The following is an 18,245-nucleotide window of genomic DNA, read 5'->3' on the forward strand; positions in this document are numbered from 1 at the left end:
ATTTCCCATGAATCTTCGAAGAACTTTAACAAGCAGCGAACTGCGGCTGTTCAAATTGCTGGAGCGACTGGCCCAGCTCATCGGATGGATTCCCCGACCTGTGGCCAGGTGCATGGGTAATTTTTTGGGGGAGGCCGCGTTCCTGCTGGACAAGCGGCATCGGGAGGTCACGCTGAAAAACCTGCAGATGGCCCTTGGACGCGAACTGGATCCAACACAGCGGCGCTCCCTTGCCAAGGCGGTCTACCGAAACCTCGGGCAGATTTTGTTTGAGGTGGGATGGTCGCTGACCGTCGATTGGGAGACCCTCTGCCGGCATATCACCGTAGAGGGGTTGGATAACTACCGGACCGCCTACCGGCAGGGAAACGGAGTGCTGGTCATTACCGCGCACATGGGCAACTGGGAATTGCTCCCCATCGTCGCCGGACAAGTGGATATCCCTATCAATATCGTCTACCGACCGCTTGACTTCAAGCCGCTGGACCGTTTTTTCGAACGCACCCGGTCCCGATTTGGCGCCAGGCTGATTCAATCGCGGCGTGCCTTGCTGAAAATTCTCAAGGCGCTCAAAAAAGGCGAAGCCGTTGCCATGCTGATGGACCAGAATGTGGATTACTACGACGGGGTTTGGGTCGATTTTTTCGGACATCCTGCCTGTACGACCAAGGCCATGGCGGTGATCGCCATGAAGACAGGGGCTGCGGTGATGCCGGTATTCCTCTACCGCCAGGCGGATGGCTTTCGGGCGGTTTTTGGACAGATCCTGACCCCGGCGCCCACCACCGGAGACCTGAGAAAGGATGTTGAAGCCAGGACCGCCCAGTATACCAAGGTGATCGAAGAGGGAATCCGGGCCGAACCCGACCAATGGTTCTGGGTCCATCGCCGCTGGAAAACCAAAACCTTCACCCCCTGGCCCAGGCCCTGAATCCCGGGGTATTTTGTCCGACGGTAATCTATAAGCATGGAGATGGTGATGTTTCGATCCCGATTTCGATGAGGATGATACCCAGTACGTAGGTGCGAGGTTGAATAAATCAGAAGCCCTGGATTCCCAATGAATGTCAACGAGCGAAAAGCAATCAAGCGGTTGCTGATCCGCTCCACCAACTGGATCGGTGACGCCGTCATGACCACGCCGGCCGTGCGTGCTATCCGTCGCCACTTCCCCGGTGCCCGAATCAGCCTGCTGGCCAAACCCTGGGTTGCGCCGGTGTTCGCCCACAGCCCTCATGTGGACGAGATTATAGTTTACGAGGCCAATGGCCGACACCGGGGAGCGATGGGACCGATCCGCCTGGCCAGGGATTTGCGGCGGCATCGTTTCGACGCGGCCATTTTTTTGCAGAACGCCATCGAAGCGGCCCTGATTGCCTTTTTGGCCGGCATTCCGGTGCGCATCGGGTTCGACACCGACGCCCGTCGCCCGCTGCTGACCCATGCGGTGCGGTGCACCAGGGCCATCAAGGCCATCCATCAGACCGGCTACTATCTTGAGATCCTAAAGGGTATAGGGGTGGTTGATGGCGATCAGGTGCTTGAACTCACCCTTGGTGAAAACGACCGCGAACAGGCTCGGCAACTTCTCACCCGCCAAGGCGTCGATCCAGCGGCAAGGATCGTCGGCCTCAATCCAAGCGCCACCTTCGGCCCGGCCAAGCAGTGGTTTCCGGAGCGCTATGCTGCCCTGGGTGACCGCTTGCGGGATGAATGGGGGGCGACGGTGTTGATATTCGGCGGCCCTTCGGATCGGGAACTGGGAGAAAACATCCGTCGCATGATGCACGGTCCGGCCATTGACCTCAGCGGCCGGACCAGCCTGGGCCAGGCCATGGCCCTGATCGACCGATGCGATGCTTTCGTGACCAACGATTCGGGGCTCATGCACGTGGCGGCCGCCCTGAACACCCCCCTGGTGGCCATCTTCGGCTCTACCAATTCCACCACCACCAGCCCTCACAGCGACACCAGCAGGATTGTCCGGGTGCCCATCGAATGCAGTCCGTGCATGAAACCGGTGTGCCCCCTGGGCCACATGAATTGCATGAAACAGGTCAGTGTGGAGCTGGTGTTCGATACCCTCAAGGGGCTGCTGTGAATATCCTTATTGTCAAGCTCAGCGCCATCGGCGATGTGATCCACACCCTGCCGGCGCTGAACGCCATCCGGGAGCACTACCCGCAGGCCCACATCACCTGGCTGATCGAGGAGGCGGCAGCGGACCTGGTTGTCGGGCACCGGGCCCTGGATCGCGTGCTGGTCTCCAGACGAAAATCATGGATGCGCCGGCTGCGGGGACCGGACCGCCGCCAGGCGTTGAAGGAGATCCGGCGTTTTTGGAAGGACCTTCGCCATACGCGATACGATATCATCATCGACTTTCATGCCCTGCTGAAAAGCGGTCTGCTGGTGGGGATGGCCAGGGGAAAACGCAAGATCGGGTTCGACAAGGGCATGCAACACCAGGAGTTCAGTTATCTGTTTCTCAACGAACGCATACCACCGGTGGACATGGAGGTGCATGCCCTCACCCGGGGATTGATGCTTTTAAACGCCATCGGCATAACCACGCGCAAGGTGGTTTACGACATCCCCTTTTCCGACGGTGACATCGCCGCTGTCAGGGAGCTGTTAGGCGAGCAGGAGGTGGACGGATCGCGCATGCTGGTGGCCATCAACCCGGTTGCGCTTTGGGAGACCAAGCTGTGGTTGAACGACCGCTTCGCCATGCTGGCCGACCGCCTGGTCCGTGACCACCATGTGGATGTTGTCTTTACCGGTGGTCCGGCCGACAACCCGGTGGTGCAATCGATCATGGGGATGATGGCGGCGCCGGCAGCCAACTTGACCGGGCGGACCAGTTTGAAGATGCTGGCCGCGTTGTATCACCTGTCGAGGACCCTGGTGGCCACCGATACCGGCCCCATGCACCTGGCGGCGGCCGTCGGCACGCCGGTCGTGGCCCTGTTCGGCCCTACCGCCCCCTGGCGAACCGGGCCCTTCGGGGACGGGCATCAGGTGGTGCGCACCGCACCGGCCTGCAGCCCCTGCTTCAAGCGTCAATGCGATGAACATCGCTGCCGCTGCATGACGGATATCACTGTGTCCGATGTGCTTCAGGCAACCCGCCGCCTGCTGGAAAAAGACCGGCCCGAAGGAGGCCCATCGTGAACCCATCCGTGATCGTGACGACCTACAATCGTCCGGATGCGCTGACCAAGGTGTTGAACGGTTTGGCCCACCAGACCCATTGCCCGAGTGAGGTCATCATTGCCGATGACGGATCAACAGATGCGACGCGATTGGTGATCGAACAGATGGAACCGGGGCTACCGTACCCGCTCATGCATGTCTGGCATGCGGATGAGGGGTTCAGGGCGGCGAAGATAAGAAACGATGCCATTCGCCGGGCGACTGGCGACTATATCATTTTAATGGACGGTGATTGCATCCCCAACCGGCATTTTGTTACCGACCACGTGCGGCTGGCCCGAAGCCGACGTTTTTTCCAGGGCAAACGGGTACTGGTGGAACAACCGATCGCCGATGCATTCGATTGGCCGCAGGCCAATTCCATTGGGAACATTTTTAAATACATCATCCTGGGCGGACTTTCCAACGCGCACCACGTGATTCGGTGTCCATGGCTCCCATCTTTGCCGGCGCCAGGCGCTTCTGGAACCCGAAGCTGCAACATGGGAATTTTCAAAACGGATCTTCTGGCAGTAAATGGTTTCAATGAGGATTTTGTCGGGTGGGGGCGAGAGGACTCCGAACTGGTGGTTCGGCTCACGAATTACGGCCTGAAACGTCGCACCCATCCATTCATGGCCATATGCTATCATTTGTGGCATGCGGAAAACGACAGGTCCCATTTGAGAAACAATGATGCCGTGTTACAGCAAACCATGGACAGTGGCGGTTATTATTGCCCGCAAGGCATTAATCGAGAAAAACCATGACGCCGCGGTCATCGGCAAAGGGCGCATGTCGAGAATCGTCCGAAGGTTTCACAACAGAAGTGATGCGGCATGAGCGTCGTTTTATTTAATGGAAGAGGACAATTGCGACATGGCCGAAACTCAACGATGGCTGATTCTCGCCCACTGTTTTAATATGGACGGCAGGGCGGCCAGCCATACCATTACGGATAGGCTCCCGATGATGATGGGTAAAGGCATCACGCCCGTTGTCATCAGTGCACCGACCGGGAGAGAAGACCACCGTTTCCCTCACTACCAGATATTCAGCCCCGCACCGTCAGGCTTTCTGTTCGAGATGCGGCACGTCATCGCCAACAAGACGGATGCCAGGCCGCGGCAACGGTTCTTCAAAGTTTTGGTGGCCCTGCCGCTGCTTCCCTTCCTGCTGCTGGAAAAACTGTTCATCAACCTGGACAGCCACTGGTCGTGGTTCCTTTCGGCGGCCATCCGGGGGCGACGTGCCGTCCGTGAGCATCATCCCGCCCTGGTTTATTCCACTGCCGGGCCCACGAGCACCCATGTCGCCGGCTTCCTAGTTTCCAGATGGTGCGGGCTGCCGTGGCTAGCCGAAATCCATGACCCGCTGATCATGGCCGGCCAAAAACGGCGCTATCAGCGTTACCGGTTTCACCGCTGGTTGGAACAGCTGATTTTCAGGCATGCCGATGCGGTTGTCTATTTTACCGAAAAAGCGTTGTCCAGCGCTGCAGAACGAACTCAGACGACCGACAAAGGGCATGTCATTCGGCCGGGTGCCGATCCTCCGCCGATCGATACCGTTGCCTACGCCAAAAGGGATAAGCTGCATGTCGGCTACTTCGGGTCCCTCGCCAGACATCGCAATCTGGGCGAGTTTCTCGAGGCGATGCATCGGTTGAGAGAAACACACCCATCAGCTGGGGAGAAGGTGGTGCTTGATGTCTACGGAGCCGATCTGGATCCGGTGTCCAGGCAGGTTCTGGAACATAATGGGCTGCATGACATGGTGCACCTGCATGGACGGCTCGAACGCGATCCGGAGACAGGGAAATCTGGCAGAGAGCGAGTTTTTGAAGAAATGCATCGCTGTGATCTCCTTCTCCTGATTCACGGTGACAGCATGGGGGGGGACGAGTATATCCCTTCCAAACTTTACGAATACATGCTGACGAACCGACCGGTATTCGGTATTGTTCTGGAAGGTTCGGAATTGGACACGATGTTGACGGCCTGCGGTCATCTTTCCCTGAGGAAAGGGGATTCCAGGGCTATCGCCACGGCGTTGAAGAAGCTATTCGAGCAGTGGCGAGAAACAGGACTTCCGGATCTGGAACAACGCCAGGCATACACCATCGAAAAGGCGGTGGAACAACTGGTTCACATTGCTGCCAACATTGTCAAAAGCCCGGCACACGAAATATAGACCTATGGAAAATCTGGTCCTATTCTGTAAATCCTATGACAGGGACATGCTCCGAGCCAAGCGATTGGCAGAGAGCATTAAACGCTACAATACCGACTCTATTCCATTGTATATGTGCGTTCCCCAAAAGGATCTCGACTCATTTAAGACGTGTTTTGAAGGGATGCCCTGCACGTTCTTAACCGATGAGGAGATATTGTCGGAAAGTTGCAGGACCTACGGGCAGGTCCCCGCTTCGTATCCACAGCACTTGCTGCAACAGCTCATCAAACTTGAATTTTGGCGCATGGGAAAATGCCGGAATTATTTATGGTTGGATTCCGATTCGTATTTTATCAAGGCGTTTTCTCTGTCCGACTTTTTTGCTGAAGAAGGCGTGCCATACACCATTCAGCATCGATCCGAAGACCTTTTTGATTTTGCCGCCACTTACGACGATGCGATCATTGAAAAATTTCAACAATTGGCAAGCAGAATCGCACGTGGCTTCAACCGTTCCGGACCGCAGTATAATTTTGGTTATGCGCCCCTGATTTGGTCATGCGCGGTATTGCAGAGTTTGTATGAAGACTACCTGTCACGCAATAATGAATCCATATACAGCCTGCTGATAACCTATCCGTGTGAAATGCAGTTGTACGGTGAATACCTTCACTATTCCAACACAATCCCCATTATTCCCAAGAGTCCGCTGTTCAAGGTGTATCATTATGCAGAACAATTCTTCAGAGATCAGATGGCTGGCGAAAATGACCACTCTCTATCGGGGCGGTATCTGGGGGTTGTCATGCAGTCGAACTGGGCATCTCCTCGTAAATTCAGTAGAATGCGATGGGTAAGGCAAAAGATTCGAAAATATAGGAAACGGCTGAAATATTTCTTGAACCGCTGATGCCTTTTGTGCTTGTTGGCCGTCGAAAAGCTTGTCGTTCCAGAAATATCTTTTCGTGTATATACTTTAGAACCACAAAGACCGTTTGATGATGAGTTGATATGCTGATAGTTAAGAATTTTTTTCTCAATCAAAAACCCAATACTCTAATAGCAGTCATATTCCTCTCTTCGTTTTTCTTAAATGCATTCCCTCACGTAAATTCAATAAAAGATATTCTGTTTTATATTGCGTTCATTGTTTTTATTGTTTTGGCGGCGAAGAAAAAGATCGCAATTGATGTTGCTTCTCCCTTGACGTTACCGATCCTGCTTATTTTGGTATGGGCGGTTCTTACATCTGTTTTTGCATACAAAATAGGTGACAGCTTCGATAGCCTCTTTTCGCATCTAGTAAAATACATTTTTCTATGGGTCCTTGTCACGAATGTGTTTGGAGATGAGGCCATGATTGAATGGTTTATACGTACCGCAATTGTTTCAATCCTGATTTTTTGTGCCGGCGCGATTGTTTATTTTTATGTCATACAAGCCAACAACTGGTCGACACGGCTTGGCTTTGATTCAGCCGCACACAATATCATCTGTTTCGGAGCCAATATCGCGGTTGTTTTCTCGATTTATGAATTCAGAAATACCAAAAACAAATATCTAAAGTCATTGATAGCAACTGCTATACTGATTTGTATCACCACCACCTTCCTGACCCAGTCTCGGGGTGGGATTCTGGCGCTGGTTGCGTCTGTTTTCTGCCTTTTTTTACTTGAAAAGAATCTAAAGATAATCTTGCCGGTATTATTGATTATCACCATCGGCTTGCTGGGGTCGCCTGTTAAGGAAAGGTTTTTTAAAGAAAAATCAGTCAGCAATCAACACCGTCTGGGCGCAATCCTGTATTATATCGAGGTGATCAAGGACCATCCTGTAAAAGGCACCGGTTATGCCATCGATATCTTTGATAATGAAAAGGTGTATGCCAATGAAAGATATTTCAACCGGATTCCGAAGATATACAGGAAAGACATATACGTAATTTTTCCACACAACATGTTTTTAAGCATTGGTGTCCGTATGGGGTTGGTCGGAATAGGTCTATACCTCTATCTCCTGTCGGCCTATTTCTTTATGGGTATAAAAACATCCGTCCGGGGGGTATCTGTCTCATCAAAGGCGCTGGCCAGAACCATGATGGCCTCAATGGTCGTATTTTTGGTTGGTGGCATGTTCGAGCCGGTCTTCATTCACCAACTGGATATGATTTTCTTCTCGTTGCTGGCTATGACTACCGTGCTGTGGAAAGTATCTTTTACGGGCACTGGGCGTCGGGATTTCGGGCTTGGACGGCGATAGCCAGGCAGGCCGGCAAATCGCTGTAAGTGCGTCTTTTTGAAATTGCCGTGGAAAACACACATTGGCGAAGATTAATGTGCTTACAAAAGCCGATTACAGAGATGCCAGACGCCTTAAAAACGGTTCCTGGAGTTCCTCGGGGATGTTATAGCCGATATCCTTTCTCAATCCCCGGATATCGCGGTTTTTAACCCGGCGCGCATGAAACCAGACCATCGGCTTGATGTCGTCAAGATCCAGGAGGCAGATGCGGTCGTTTTTGAAAATCAGGTTTGACATGCGGATATCCCCGTGGATCAAGCCCAGTTCCTTGAAACGCCTGAGCAGATTTACCACCAGTTCCATGCCCAAGGCCGTCCTTTGGGGATCCTTTCGGTGTTCCAGGAAATAATCCTCACCGTTCGTTCCTTTGACATAGTTGTAGATAAAATAAGACTTACCCCGCAGCGGCCCGATGCGCGTTTCAATGCAGGCCACCGGTTCGGGCACCCAGATCCCCTCGTTGAGCAGCAGTTTCGAATAATACCAGTTTTTGCTGGCCCGGGTCGGTCTGAAATACCGCCGGAACCTGTGCAGCCAGTCCTTGTAGTTGTGGTATTTGATTACCAGATCGGTGCCGTCCACATGGATCAGGCCCAGCTTGCTTTTGAAGTTGTCTTGGATGATGTGGCAGTCGTCCCCACCCAGGAAACGGTCCGGATCGTTGAGCAGGTTATGCATGGTCTCGGACAGACGGTCTCTTCTGCAGCGGACCAGTCGCGAAAACGTATGCTCAGAATATTCTGTAGCCATGGCCATCTTAACCGCGGTTGGCGATGAGTTGCCGGTAAAATGCCTCATGGAGCAGCCCCACCTGCTCCCAGGTATGGGCCTGCGCCGTCTGCCTGGCATTTTCACCGAGCCGACGCCTTTCTTCCGGCTTTCCAAGAAAGTCCAAGTATCGGTCAAGGCCGACGTCGGTCTGCATGATCAGCCCGTTTTCGCCATGCACGATCAGGTCGGCCACCCCTGCATTTGGCGTGACCACCACCGGCAGGCCGCAGGCCATCCCCTCCAGGACGCTCATACCAAAGGCCTCTGACCGCGACGGTAGCACCACCACATCGGCCAAGGCATAATACGGCACCACGTCGTCCACCATGTCTGTGAACACGACCCTGTCTTCAAGACCATACTGGCGGATGAGCCGGTGGTATCGGGCATGCCGGTCACCCCTGCCCACCACGAAAAGCCGTCTTTTCCCTTGGATGGCTGGCAGCACCCTGTCCAGCCCCTTGCGCTGAAACGCCGAACCTACAAAGAGGACAGCCAGTTCATCTTTTTCCAGATGGTGCGCCTGTCTTGCCTGATCCCGCAGGCCGGCCACGGCGGCCGGGGAGAACCGATTCACATCGGCACCCGGGGGGATGCAGACGATTTGGTGGCTGCGTCCGTAATGCTTGGTGACATCCCGGGAAACTTCTCCTGAGACGGTAACCAGCCAGGGGGATTTCATCTGCTGCTTCTCCAGCCAGAGATAGAGCAGACTTCTCGGGCTGAAATATTTCTGGTCCAGCTGTCTGAGGCATGAGTATTTTTCGACGCCGTGGACAAAGGAGAGGCTGTGGAGGGTGACGATCTCCTGGGTATAATTTCGCTCGTGGGAGTGGATGATATCATAGGTGCTAAAGGCGAGTCGCTTCCTGCTTTCCCGGATAAACGAGAGGGTGTTGAGGACGCTGGAAAATGGCATGCCTTTGCGCACGCCGTGAAAGGTTATCCTATCGGTCAGGTCGGGGTCGCAATCATAGGCGTAGACGTGGATGGTGTGGCCCAGTTGTTGCAGCGATCCTGCAAGCTCAACCACATAACGTTCCTTGCCCCCGGATCGGGTAAAGTGTTTGACAAGTAAGGCGATTTTCATGGTTTCTCAGACAATGCGGTCAGACCTCCAGTTCAGCCGACAGGGCATTTTTCTTGCCGGCGGCATACTGCATGCTATAGAGCTTGCGGTATTCACCGTTGGCGGACAACAGGGTTTCATGTGTGCCTTCTTCAACAATACGCCCGCCGACAATGACGGCGATGTGATCAGCAGAGGCGATGGTGGAAAGGCGGTGGGCGATCACCACGGTGGTTCGTCCGTGCATCAGGTTTTCCAAGGCTTTCTGAACCACGGACTCCGCTTCCGAGTCCAGAGATGAGGTGGCTTCATCCAGAATCAGGATGGGCGCATTCTTGATCAGCGCCCTGGCGATGCACAGGCGCTGTTTTTCGCCTCCGGAGAGCCTTCCACCCAGTTCGCCGATCATGGTGTCATATCCGTTGGGGAAGCGCTGGATGAAATCGTGAGCGAACGCGGCCCTGGCTGCGGCCACGATTTGCTCCTCCGTGGCATCGGGCCGGCCGTAGGTGATATTGTCGCGAACCGTTTCGTTGAATAAAATGGGGTCCTGGGTGACAATGGCGATCTGGCTGCGAAGGTTGGCCAGGGCATAGTCGCGAATGTCGGTGCCGTCAATGCGGATACATCCCCCGGTGACATCGAAAAAGCGGGGGATCAGGTTGGCCAGGGTGCTCTTACCGCCGCCGCTCATGCCCACCAGTGCCAAGACTTGGCCATGATCCACCTTCAGGTCTATGCCCTTGAGTACATCCTGATTGCCGTAACTGAAGCGAACTTTTTCAAAAGAAACCTGGTGAGGTCCGGGTACGATGGATTGAGGGGCGGCGGAATCCTGGATGTCGCAGGGCGTCTCGATGATATCGAAAACGCGGTCGGCGGCGGCCATACCCTGTTGGATGGTGTTGTTAAGGTGGCTCAGTTTCCGTACCGGATCGTATAGAAGCAGGACGCATGCAAGAAAGCTCATGAACGTACCCGGCGTGGTCTTGCCGGCGACCACCTCCGAACCGCCGTACCAGATGACGAAAGCGATGCCCAGACCACCAAAGAATTCCATGATTGGCGAGGAAAGGGCACGCACCTTGACGCCCTTAATCTCCAGGTTGAAAAGCTGCCGGGTCTGGTCAAAGAATCGCCGCTTTTCGTGCTGCTCCATGCCGAAGGCTTTAACGATCTTGCTGCCGGCAAAGGTTTCGTGCAGGAAGGCGCTCAGGCTGGCCATGGCCTCCTGGCAGCCGGTGCTCACCCGTCGCACCTTGCGTCCCAGGATAAAGATCGGCCAGAAGGCCACTGGCAGCACAAAAAAGGCGATGATGGCCATGCGCCAGTTCTGGTAGAAAATTACCCCGGTCAGGCCCACGATGGTGGCGATGTCCCGCATGGAACTGGTGACGGCGGTCGAGACCATCGATTTGAGGATATTGACGTCATTGGTGATGCGCGACATGAGCGTGCCGGTGCGCGCTTTTTGAAAAAAAGCCAGGGAGAGGTCTTGGATGTGGTCGTAAAGCTGATTGCGCAGGCGGCGAATGATATCTTCGCCGACATAGTTCATGAAATACTCCTGGCCATAGCGACCCAGTCCATTTATCAGAAACACGACAATCACCAGCAGAGGCATGACGATCAGCCCCGTGGTATCTCTGTTCACGAAGATGTCGTCGATGACCGGTTTGATCAGGTACCCCGTTGCCGTGGTGGCCGCCGAAATCATCAGGCTGCATGCGGCGGCCATGACCAGGCGACCGCTGTTTTTCTTGATCAGGGCCAGTATCCGCCGATGCCGGTCCCTGACCTCTATGTTGAAAAGATGTTTCACACCCGTTTTCCTTATTGTCTGTAAGCGCTCACGCTTCCTGGATCCCACGCGCCACCGTATTTAACCCATGGGGCGCTTTTTGTAAACGATGGGGTTGAAAGCGGCCCCATCGGCAGTGCCCCGGAGAGGGCAGTCACCGCCGACTGTCGGGATAGCCATTGCCAATCCATGCCTGACACTATATAAAATCGGCAACGATCAACGCCCCATGCCGTGCGATTCGAGCGCCCTGCATGCCAATGGGTGTCCCGGTTTGCCGGGACTCCCGGAATGGACTTGAAATTATGCCTCATCAGGAAATAGATCTTTCCTTATTGAAAACCTATCAGGCGTCGGCCAGGCCCTCCAAGGTGACCACGGCCCTTGAAGGCCGACCGCTGCGGCGGGGCATGGCCGTTTCAGAATTTCTGGATGGCCTGCCCGCCGTTTTGAAAGCCGATGAATTCAAAGCCCTTGCCCGGGCCGTTGCGGTTGCCAGGCAGCGGAAAAAGCCGGTTGTGGTCATGTTCGGCGGGCACGTGATAAAAACCGGCTGCGCCCCGGTGCTGGCCGGGCTGGCCGCGGACGGGTTCATCACCCATCTGGCATCCAACGGCGCGGCGGCCATTCACGATACCGAACTGGCGCGCTTCGGCCACACCTCGGAGGACGTGGGCGCGCAGCTGGAAGACGGCTCCTTCGGCATGGCTGCCGACACCGCCCTGCTGGTCAACGATGCGGCCAGACGATCCGCCGCCGGCAGTGAGGGCTTCGGGGAGGCGGTCGGTGCGCTGCTGCGCCGGGAGAAGGCCCCCCACATCCAGCGCGCCCTGATTGCCCGTGCCCATGAATTGAAAATCCCCTACACCCTTCACGTGGCCATGGGCACGGATATCGTCCACCAGCATCCGACGGCCAGCGGTGCCGCCATCGGCGAGGCCTCGCTTCGGGATTTCCGTATATTTGCGGCCAGCGTATCGAAACTGGGCGGCGGCGGCGTGGTGATCAACCTGGGCAGTGCCGTGGTCATGCCGGAGGTGTTTTTAAAGGCCCTTGCCGTGGCCCGCAACCTGGGATATGCGGTCAAGGATTTCACCACGGCCAACTTTGACATGATCCAGCACTACCGCCCCGGTGTCAATGTGGTTCAGCGGCCGGTGCTCGCCGGCGGCCGCGGGTACGCCATCACCGGCCACCACGAGATCATGATTCCCCTGCTTGCGGCTGCCGTTTATGAATACGCAGAGGCCCGGGACTGATTGACGGCCAAAGCCGGCGTGCTATCGACTTCCCTGAAAGGACGTTTCATCGGTGTTTGAACTGCCCGGGGGAGGTGGCGCCTCGGACCCCGGGGATAGGGGCCTCGGGCCCCCGACCTTCGTGGAGCATGTCGGGTCATTATAAAAATGCTGCAAATCCCGCCCGTGTATGGTAATAATATCGATTTTGGGTAATCGCGGTGATGGTGATGGGGCCGACACCACCCGCTGCCGACACGAGGGAGAATGACGGAACCATGCTGAACACCATGATCGACGCGCATGTCCAATGTCTGGAAAACCTGAAACCCATGGCGCCCGTCCTGAAAACCGCGGGCGATATGCTGTTGCAGTGCCTGCTCGACGGCGGCAAATTGATGATATGCGGCAACGGGGGCAGCGCGAGTGACGCCCAGCACTTTGCCGCGGAGATCGTGGGACGGTTCGAGCGGGAACGGCGGGCCTACCCGGCCGTGGCACTGTCAACGGATACTTCCATTCTTACTGCCGTGGGTAACGACTATGGCTACCGTGAGGTGTTTGCCCGTCAGGTCGCCGGCCTTGGCCGTTCCGGAGATGTCCTGATCGGCATCTCTACCTCGGGGCACTCGGAAAACATCGTCCGGGCAGTCGAGCAGGCCGCCTCTTCAGGTCTGAAGACCATAGGCCTGTTGGGAAAAGACGGCGGCACCTTGAGCCGCCTGGTGGATCAGGCCATCGTGGTGGACAGCGCCACCACGGCGCGTATCCAGGAGGCGCATATTTTTATCCTGCATTACTGGGCCTGGCTGATCGAAAGCGGGTTGCCCCAAACCCATGGAGACCCGGTGTGACCATCTCTTCCACGCATAGCCATCTGGCCGACCGACTGGGACGGGCCACCGTCCTCGTGGTGGGCGACCTGATGCTGGACTGCTACTATTGGGGCGATGTCCGCCGGATTTCTCCGGAAGCCCCTGTTCCGGTGGTCAAGGTCAAGGTCAATGAGAAAACCTACCGGCTTGGCGGTGCGGGAAACGTGGCCGCCAACCTCACCGGTTTGGGCTGCCGTGCCGCCCTCATCGGGCTGATCGGAAAAGATACGGCCGCCGGCCGGGTCAAGGACCTGCTGGCGTCATTCAACATCGATGATCGCTGCGTCGCCGATGCCGACAGGCCAACCACCACCAAAACCCGCATCATGGCCAGCAAACAGCAGGTGGTTCGGCTGGATGAAGAGGACGGCAGCGGCATCACCACCGGGACGGCCCATCGGCTGCTCTCGGCGGCGACGGACATGATCCCCCGTGCGGACGCGGTTATCCTGTCGGATTACGGCAAGGGCATGTTTGCTTCCCCGGAGTTCATCCAGCAGATCATCCGCGCCTGCAACGAAGCAGGGGTGCCTGTTTTTATTGACCCCAAGGGCAGGGACTGGAGCCGGTATGCCGGGGCCACCTGCATCACGCCCAATACGGCCGAACTGGAACTGGCAACCGGCAGCCGGGTCCGGGCGGAAGGTGAACTGGTTCCCGTCGCCCTGGATTTTCGACGGCAACTGGGTGTCGCGTGGCTGCTGGTTACCCGGGGGCCTGAAGGCATGGCCCTTTTCGGCGAGGATCCCTCGCCGGTTCTGATTGCCGCCCGGGCCAGGGAGGTGTTTGACGTGTCCGGGGCCGGCGATACGGTGATCGCCACCCTGGCGGCCGGTGTGGCCACCGGCCTGTCCTTTGCCCAGGCGGCATCGGTGGCCAACACGGCTGCCGGGATTGTCGTCGGGAAACTGGGCACCTGGGCGCTTCGCTGGGCCGAACTGGAAAACGCGCTGATGGGTGAAGCGGAGCCGAAACCCGCATCCACCCTCTGGAAGGTGGCCGGCCTCCCGGAGGCATCGGACCGGCTCGCCACCTGGCGTCAGGCCGGGCAGCGCATCGTTTTCACCAACGGCTGCTTCGACCTGCTGCACCCCGGCCATGTCAGTTTGCTGCACCAGGCCCGCCACCTGGGGGACCGATTGATTGTGGGCTTGAACACGGACGCATCCATCCAGCGGCTCAAGGGGGCGCAGCGGCCCATTCTACCCGGCCGGGACCGGGCGGCCATTCTCAGCGCACTCGAAGATGTGGACATGGTGGTTTTTTTTGATGACGACACCCCCTTGAATCTCATCGCGCAACTCAAGCCGGACATCCTGGTCAAAGGCGCCGATTACCGGATCGAGGACGTGGTCGGCAAGTCCGTGGTCGAGGCCTATGGCGGTCAGGTCCGTCTCGTTGAGATCCTCGAGGGACACAGCACCACCGCCATCGCCCGCAAGTTGTCCGCCAACGGCAATAATTCAGAACCATCTGTTAAGGAGTAAGGAATGGCCATCAACCAGGAGCTGCTCGACATCCTCGCCTGTCCCCGGTGCAAGGGGGAAATTCACCTCAACGAGGCCGGTGACGGCCTGGTCTGCGAACGGTGCCGGCTGGTATACGAAATCCGGGATGACATCCCCATCATGCTGATCGAAGAGGCCAAAGCGCTTTGAAGGTATCATGAGCCAGCCCCAATCCCCCATGCCCGCCAGGCTGGTTGCGGGCTTTTTCGTGAAAGACAAGGCGCTGGCCGCCGACATCACCCGGGACCTGCAGGACCGGATGGGGCCGGTGGACATGGTCAGCGCCTGGCTGAACTTCGATTTCACGACCTACTACGAAAGGGAGATGGGCGGGCCGCTGTATCGGCGGCTGGTCGTTTTCAAACGTCTCATCGAACAGGTGGACCTGGCATCGATCAAGCAGGCGACCAACGAACTGGAACAAAAATACCAGCGCCAGGGACGACGCCGGGTGAACATCGATCCGGGATATCTGCTTGCCGAACGGTTTGTCCTGGCCACCGGCAAGAATTTTACCCACCGCATTTACATCGGGCAGGGCATTTATGCGGACCTGACCCTGATCTACCGGAAGGGCGCTTTCCGCACCCTGCCGTGGACCTACCCCGATTATGCCGACAGGCGCCTGATTGACTTTTTAACCCTGGTCCGAAATAAATATATGCTGGATTTGAAGCAAAGGACGCCATCATGATCAAAAGCATGACCGCCTATGCCCGGGCGGAAAACCAGGCGGGGCCGTTCACCGTTCGCGTGGAAGTGCGGTCGTACAACAGCCGGCACCTTGATGTGGCCTTAAAACTGACCCACGGTTTCGAATCGCTGGAGGAGCGCATCAAAGGGACCATTGCCGACACCGTGGCCCGCGGGCGGGTGGACATCCGCGTGCGGATTCAGGACGAGAGCGAGGCGGGAACCGGGTTTGAGGCCAATCTGCCGCGCGCCCGGGCCTATTTCGAAGCCCTGAACGCCTTGAACGAGTCCCTGGGGCTGGCGGGCCCGATAACCATTGAGTCGGTCCTGGCGGCCGGCAGCATGATCCAGGCGGTCGAGGCCGAAAAGGACGTGGATGCCGTATGGTCCCAACTGGAACCGTGTCTGAAGACGGCCATGGCCGACCTGGACGCCATGCGGCGGGTCGAGGGGGAGAATATGGCCGGGGATTTCAGACAGCGGATGGATGCCATCGAGGCGATGCTGGAGGAGATCGGCACCCAGGCCGCCGGCTTGCCGCAAATGTATCGCCAGCGGCTCGAGGAGCGCATCGAGGCCCTTACCCACGGTATCGTGGAGATCGACCAGACCCGCATCGCCCAGGAGGCGGCGCTGCTGGCGGACCGGGGCGACATCTCCGAGGAGATCGTGCGGGCCAGGAGCCACATCCAGCAGTTCAGGGCATTGATGGCCGACGATACGCCGGCCGGGCGGCCATTGAATTTTCTTCTTCAGGAGTTCAACCGGGAATTTAACACCATGGGCTCGAAATCGGGCAAGGCCGCCATGTCGCACACCATCGTGGCGGTCAAATCGGAACTCGAAAAACTGCGCGAGCAGGTTCAGAACGTGGAATGACATGGAAAAAAAACTGCTCAACATCGGCTTCGGAAACACGCTGGTGGCCGAACGGGTGGTGGCCATCGTCTCGCCCAGCTCCTCGCCCATGAAACGGTTGAAAGATGATGCCCGAAAAGAACGGCATCTGGTGGATGCCACCCAGGGACGCCGCACCCGGGCCATTATCATCATGGACAGCAATCACATCGTGTTGTCCGCCATTCAGTTTGAAACGGTTTCCCAGCGATTCGAAGACCTGAAATCGGAAAAGTGACGACGTTGGAAGATACCCAAAAGCATGATTCGGGGATGAAGGGCGGCCGGCTCTTTGTGGTTTCCGCGCCCTCGGGGGCAGGCAAGACCACCTTGTGTGAAGCGGCACGCCAACAGCTGCCTGATCTGGTCTACTCGGTGAGTTCGACCACGCGCCCGCCCCGGGAGGGGGAGCAGGAGGGCGTGGACTATTTTTTTGTCACCGAGGCACAGTTCCGTTCAGGAATCGATGCCGGCCAATGGGCGGAATGGGCCCGGGTTCATGACAATTATTACGGCACGGCCGCCCGCTTCATCGAGGCGCATCTGGAAGCCGGCCGGGATGTACTGCTCGATATCGATGTCCAGGGGACGGAACAGATTCTGCAGCGCTATCCGGATGCCATCACCATCTTCATCATGGCACCGTCCATGGCCGTTCTTCGCCAGCGGATCACCGACCGGGGGCTGGACAGCGGCCCGGTGATCGACAAACGGATGGATAACGCGGCGGCTGAAATTGCCCGTCAGGGGATGTACTGTCACACCGTGGTCAATGACGACCTGAGCGATGCCATCAGCCGGTTTGTTTCCATTTTAAAGGGCGAGGCCTGTTTAAAGGGCGAGGCCGGGTGCCGTGGCCGCTAAAACCCAAAAACGGCGGCTGCGGTCGGGTACCCGCGAGGTCCTCTATGGATTTCATCCGGTCATGGAGGCACTGGGCGCCGGCCGAAGAACGATCGATACCGTGATGGTGGACCGGGCCGGTCTTTCCGATCGTCAGGCCAGGGTCGTCGACCTGGCGCAGCGACGCCGGATTCCCTGTCAGACGCTGGATCCCGAGCAGATTCGTGCCGCCTGCGGCAGCGGCCAGCACCAGGGGATTGCCGCCAGGGTGTCCCCTTTGCCCGTCGATTCGCTGGAATCGGTCCTCTCCGAAAGCGGCTCCGACACCGGCGCCTGCCTGCTGGTGCTGCTGGACAGTATCGTGGACCCGAATAACCTGGGGGCCATCGTGCGCACGGCGCACTGTGCGGGAGCCGATGCCCTGGTAATTCCCAAGGATCGTGCTGTCGGGGCGATCCCGTCCGTGTCCAAGGCCTCCGCGGGCGCCCTGGAACACACGCGGCTGTGCCGGGTGACCAACCTGGCCGGTACCCTCCGGATGCTCAAGAAACAAGGTGTCTGGGTGGCCGGCCTGGCCATGGAGGGGGACCGGACCATTTTTCAGGCCGACCTCAAAGGCCCCCTGGCCCTGGTGGTGGGGGGCGAGGAGAAAGGCCTGCGGCCGCTGGTCCGGCAGCATTGCGACTACCTGGTTTCCATTCCGCTGTGCGGCCGTGTGGATTCCCTGAATGCATCGGCTGCTGCGGCCGTGGTGCTCTACGAAGCCTTCCGGCAGCGCCGGGCATCGACGGGGTGACCATATAATTTTGAATGATGAATTTTTAATTCTGAATGGCACCGTTTTGTAAAACGGTATAAAAAGATAGAATTACTTAATTC

19 protein-coding genes are annotated in these 18,245 nt (G+C 57.2%); 16 read left to right on the top strand and 3 right to left on the bottom strand.

The genetic code is table 11. The annotated features are described in order from the left end of the window. The first annotated feature begins 7 nt into the window (after positions 1-7). The 7 genes from DSCA_RS31760 (at position 8) to DSCA_RS31790 (ending at position 7,629) form a co-directional block, all read left to right on the top strand. Positions 8-931, top strand: a complete 924-nt coding sequence (locus DSCA_RS31760; RefSeq protein ID WP_167528046.1) for a lysophospholipid acyltransferase family protein — start codon at positions 8-10, stop codon at positions 929-931. A 129-nt stretch (positions 932-1,060) separates the two neighbouring features. After that, positions 1,061-2,101 carry a lipopolysaccharide heptosyltransferase II gene (waaF, locus tag DSCA_RS31765; protein WP_155320237.1) on the top strand — a complete coding sequence of 347 codons (1,041 nt, stop codon included), beginning with the start codon at positions 1,061-1,063 and terminating at the stop codon, positions 2,099-2,101. After that, complete coding sequence (locus tag DSCA_RS31770) at positions 2,098-3,174, top strand: glycosyltransferase family 9 protein (protein WP_155320238.1); 1,077 nt, start codon at positions 2,098-2,100, stop codon at positions 3,172-3,174. The genes waaF and DSCA_RS31770 overlap by 4 nt, the downstream gene beginning before the upstream one ends. Beyond that, positions 3,171-3,965 carry a glycosyltransferase family 2 protein gene (locus DSCA_RS31775; RefSeq protein WP_155320239.1) on the top strand — a complete coding sequence of 265 codons (795 nt, stop codon included), beginning with the start codon at positions 3,171-3,173 and terminating at the stop codon, positions 3,963-3,965. Before DSCA_RS31770 ends, DSCA_RS31775 begins: the two co-directional genes overlap by 4 nt. A gap of 109 nt (positions 3,966-4,074) precedes the next feature. After that, positions 4,075-5,388, top strand: a complete 1,314-nt coding sequence (locus tag DSCA_RS31780) for a glycosyltransferase (RefSeq protein WP_155320240.1) — start codon at positions 4,075-4,077, stop codon at positions 5,386-5,388. Between the two features lie 4 nt (positions 5,389-5,392). After that, positions 5,393-6,280 (top strand): DUF6492 family protein, encoded by an 888-nt coding sequence (locus DSCA_RS31785; protein ID WP_269434627.1) that lies wholly within the window; start codon positions 5,393-5,395, stop codon positions 6,278-6,280. 101 nt (positions 6,281-6,381) lie between these two features. After that, entirely contained in the window at positions 6,382-7,629 is a 1,248-nt protein-coding gene (locus tag DSCA_RS31790; RefSeq protein WP_155320242.1) for an O-antigen ligase family protein, read from the top strand. A 93-nt stretch (positions 7,630-7,722) separates the two neighbouring features. Here the strand turns inward: DSCA_RS31790 and DSCA_RS31795 are convergent, their stop codons facing one another. From DSCA_RS31795 to DSCA_RS31805, 3 genes are read right to left on the bottom strand one after another with little or no spacing between them, the layout of a single operon-like run. Further along, positions 7,723-8,421, bottom strand: coding sequence for a lipopolysaccharide kinase InaA family protein (locus DSCA_RS31795; protein ID WP_155320243.1), 699 nt, complete (start codon positions 8,419-8,421; stop codon positions 7,723-7,725). A 7-nt stretch (positions 8,422-8,428) separates the two neighbouring features. Continuing rightward, the gene (locus DSCA_RS31800; protein ID WP_155320244.1) at positions 8,429-9,532 is read right to left on the bottom strand and encodes a glycosyltransferase family 4 protein; all 1,104 of its coding nucleotides are present in this window, start codon (positions 9,530-9,532) and stop codon (positions 8,429-8,431) included. 19 nt (positions 9,533-9,551) lie between these two features. Beyond that, positions 9,552-11,333: an ABC transporter ATP-binding protein gene (locus tag DSCA_RS31805; protein ID WP_331457141.1), complete on the bottom strand. Its 1,782-nt coding sequence runs from the start codon at positions 11,331-11,333 to the stop codon at positions 9,552-9,554. Positions 11,334-11,647: 314 nt separating this feature from the next. Between DSCA_RS31805 and DSCA_RS31810 the strand changes: the two genes are divergently transcribed. The 9 genes from DSCA_RS31810 (at position 11,648) to rlmB (ending at position 18,162) form a co-directional block, all read left to right on the top strand. After that, positions 11,648-12,571, top strand: coding sequence for a hypothetical protein (locus tag DSCA_RS31810; protein ID WP_231716333.1), 924 nt, complete (start codon positions 11,648-11,650; stop codon positions 12,569-12,571). A gap of 209 nt (positions 12,572-12,780) precedes the next feature. Further along, positions 12,781-13,404, top strand: a complete 624-nt coding sequence (locus DSCA_RS31815; RefSeq protein WP_197904702.1) for a D-sedoheptulose-7-phosphate isomerase — start codon at positions 12,781-12,783, stop codon at positions 13,402-13,404. After that, the gene (hldE, locus tag DSCA_RS31820) at positions 13,401-14,912 is read left to right on the top strand and encodes a bifunctional D-glycero-beta-D-manno-heptose-7-phosphate kinase/D-glycero-beta-D-manno-heptose 1-phosphate adenylyltransferase HldE (protein WP_197904703.1); all 1,512 of its coding nucleotides are present in this window, start codon (positions 13,401-13,403) and stop codon (positions 14,910-14,912) included. The genes DSCA_RS31815 and hldE overlap by 4 nt, the downstream gene beginning before the upstream one ends. A gap of 3 nt (positions 14,913-14,915) precedes the next feature. Beyond that, complete coding sequence (locus DSCA_RS31825) at positions 14,916-15,083, top strand: Trm112 family protein (protein WP_155320246.1); 168 nt, start codon at positions 14,916-14,918, stop codon at positions 15,081-15,083. A gap of 7 nt (positions 15,084-15,090) precedes the next feature. Next, complete coding sequence (locus DSCA_RS31830; RefSeq protein WP_155320247.1) at positions 15,091-15,627, top strand: DUF4416 family protein; 537 nt, start codon at positions 15,091-15,093, stop codon at positions 15,625-15,627. Further along, positions 15,624-16,505 (top strand): YicC/YloC family endoribonuclease, encoded by an 882-nt coding sequence (locus DSCA_RS31835; RefSeq protein ID WP_155320248.1) that lies wholly within the window; start codon positions 15,624-15,626, stop codon positions 16,503-16,505. The genes DSCA_RS31830 and DSCA_RS31835 overlap by 4 nt, the downstream gene beginning before the upstream one ends. A gap of 1 nt (position 16,506) precedes the next feature. Beyond that, positions 16,507-16,761, top strand: coding sequence for a DUF370 domain-containing protein (locus DSCA_RS31840; protein ID WP_155320249.1), 255 nt, complete (start codon positions 16,507-16,509; stop codon positions 16,759-16,761). Then, the gene (gene gmk, locus DSCA_RS31845; protein ID WP_407924233.1) at positions 16,758-17,387 is read left to right on the top strand and encodes a guanylate kinase; all 630 of its coding nucleotides are present in this window, start codon (positions 16,758-16,760) and stop codon (positions 17,385-17,387) included. Before DSCA_RS31840 ends, gmk begins: the two co-directional genes overlap by 4 nt. Beyond that, complete coding sequence (gene rlmB, locus DSCA_RS31850; protein WP_155320250.1) at positions 17,377-18,162, top strand: 23S rRNA (guanosine(2251)-2'-O)-methyltransferase RlmB; 786 nt, start codon at positions 17,377-17,379, stop codon at positions 18,160-18,162. Before gmk ends, rlmB begins: the two co-directional genes overlap by 11 nt. Positions 18,163-18,245: the final 83 nt, after the last annotated feature.

The sequence above is a fragment of the Desulfosarcina alkanivorans genome (assembly GCF_009688945.1).
Taxonomy (GTDB): Bacteria; Desulfobacterota; Desulfobacteria; order Desulfobacterales; family Desulfosarcinaceae; genus Desulfosarcina; species Desulfosarcina alkanivorans.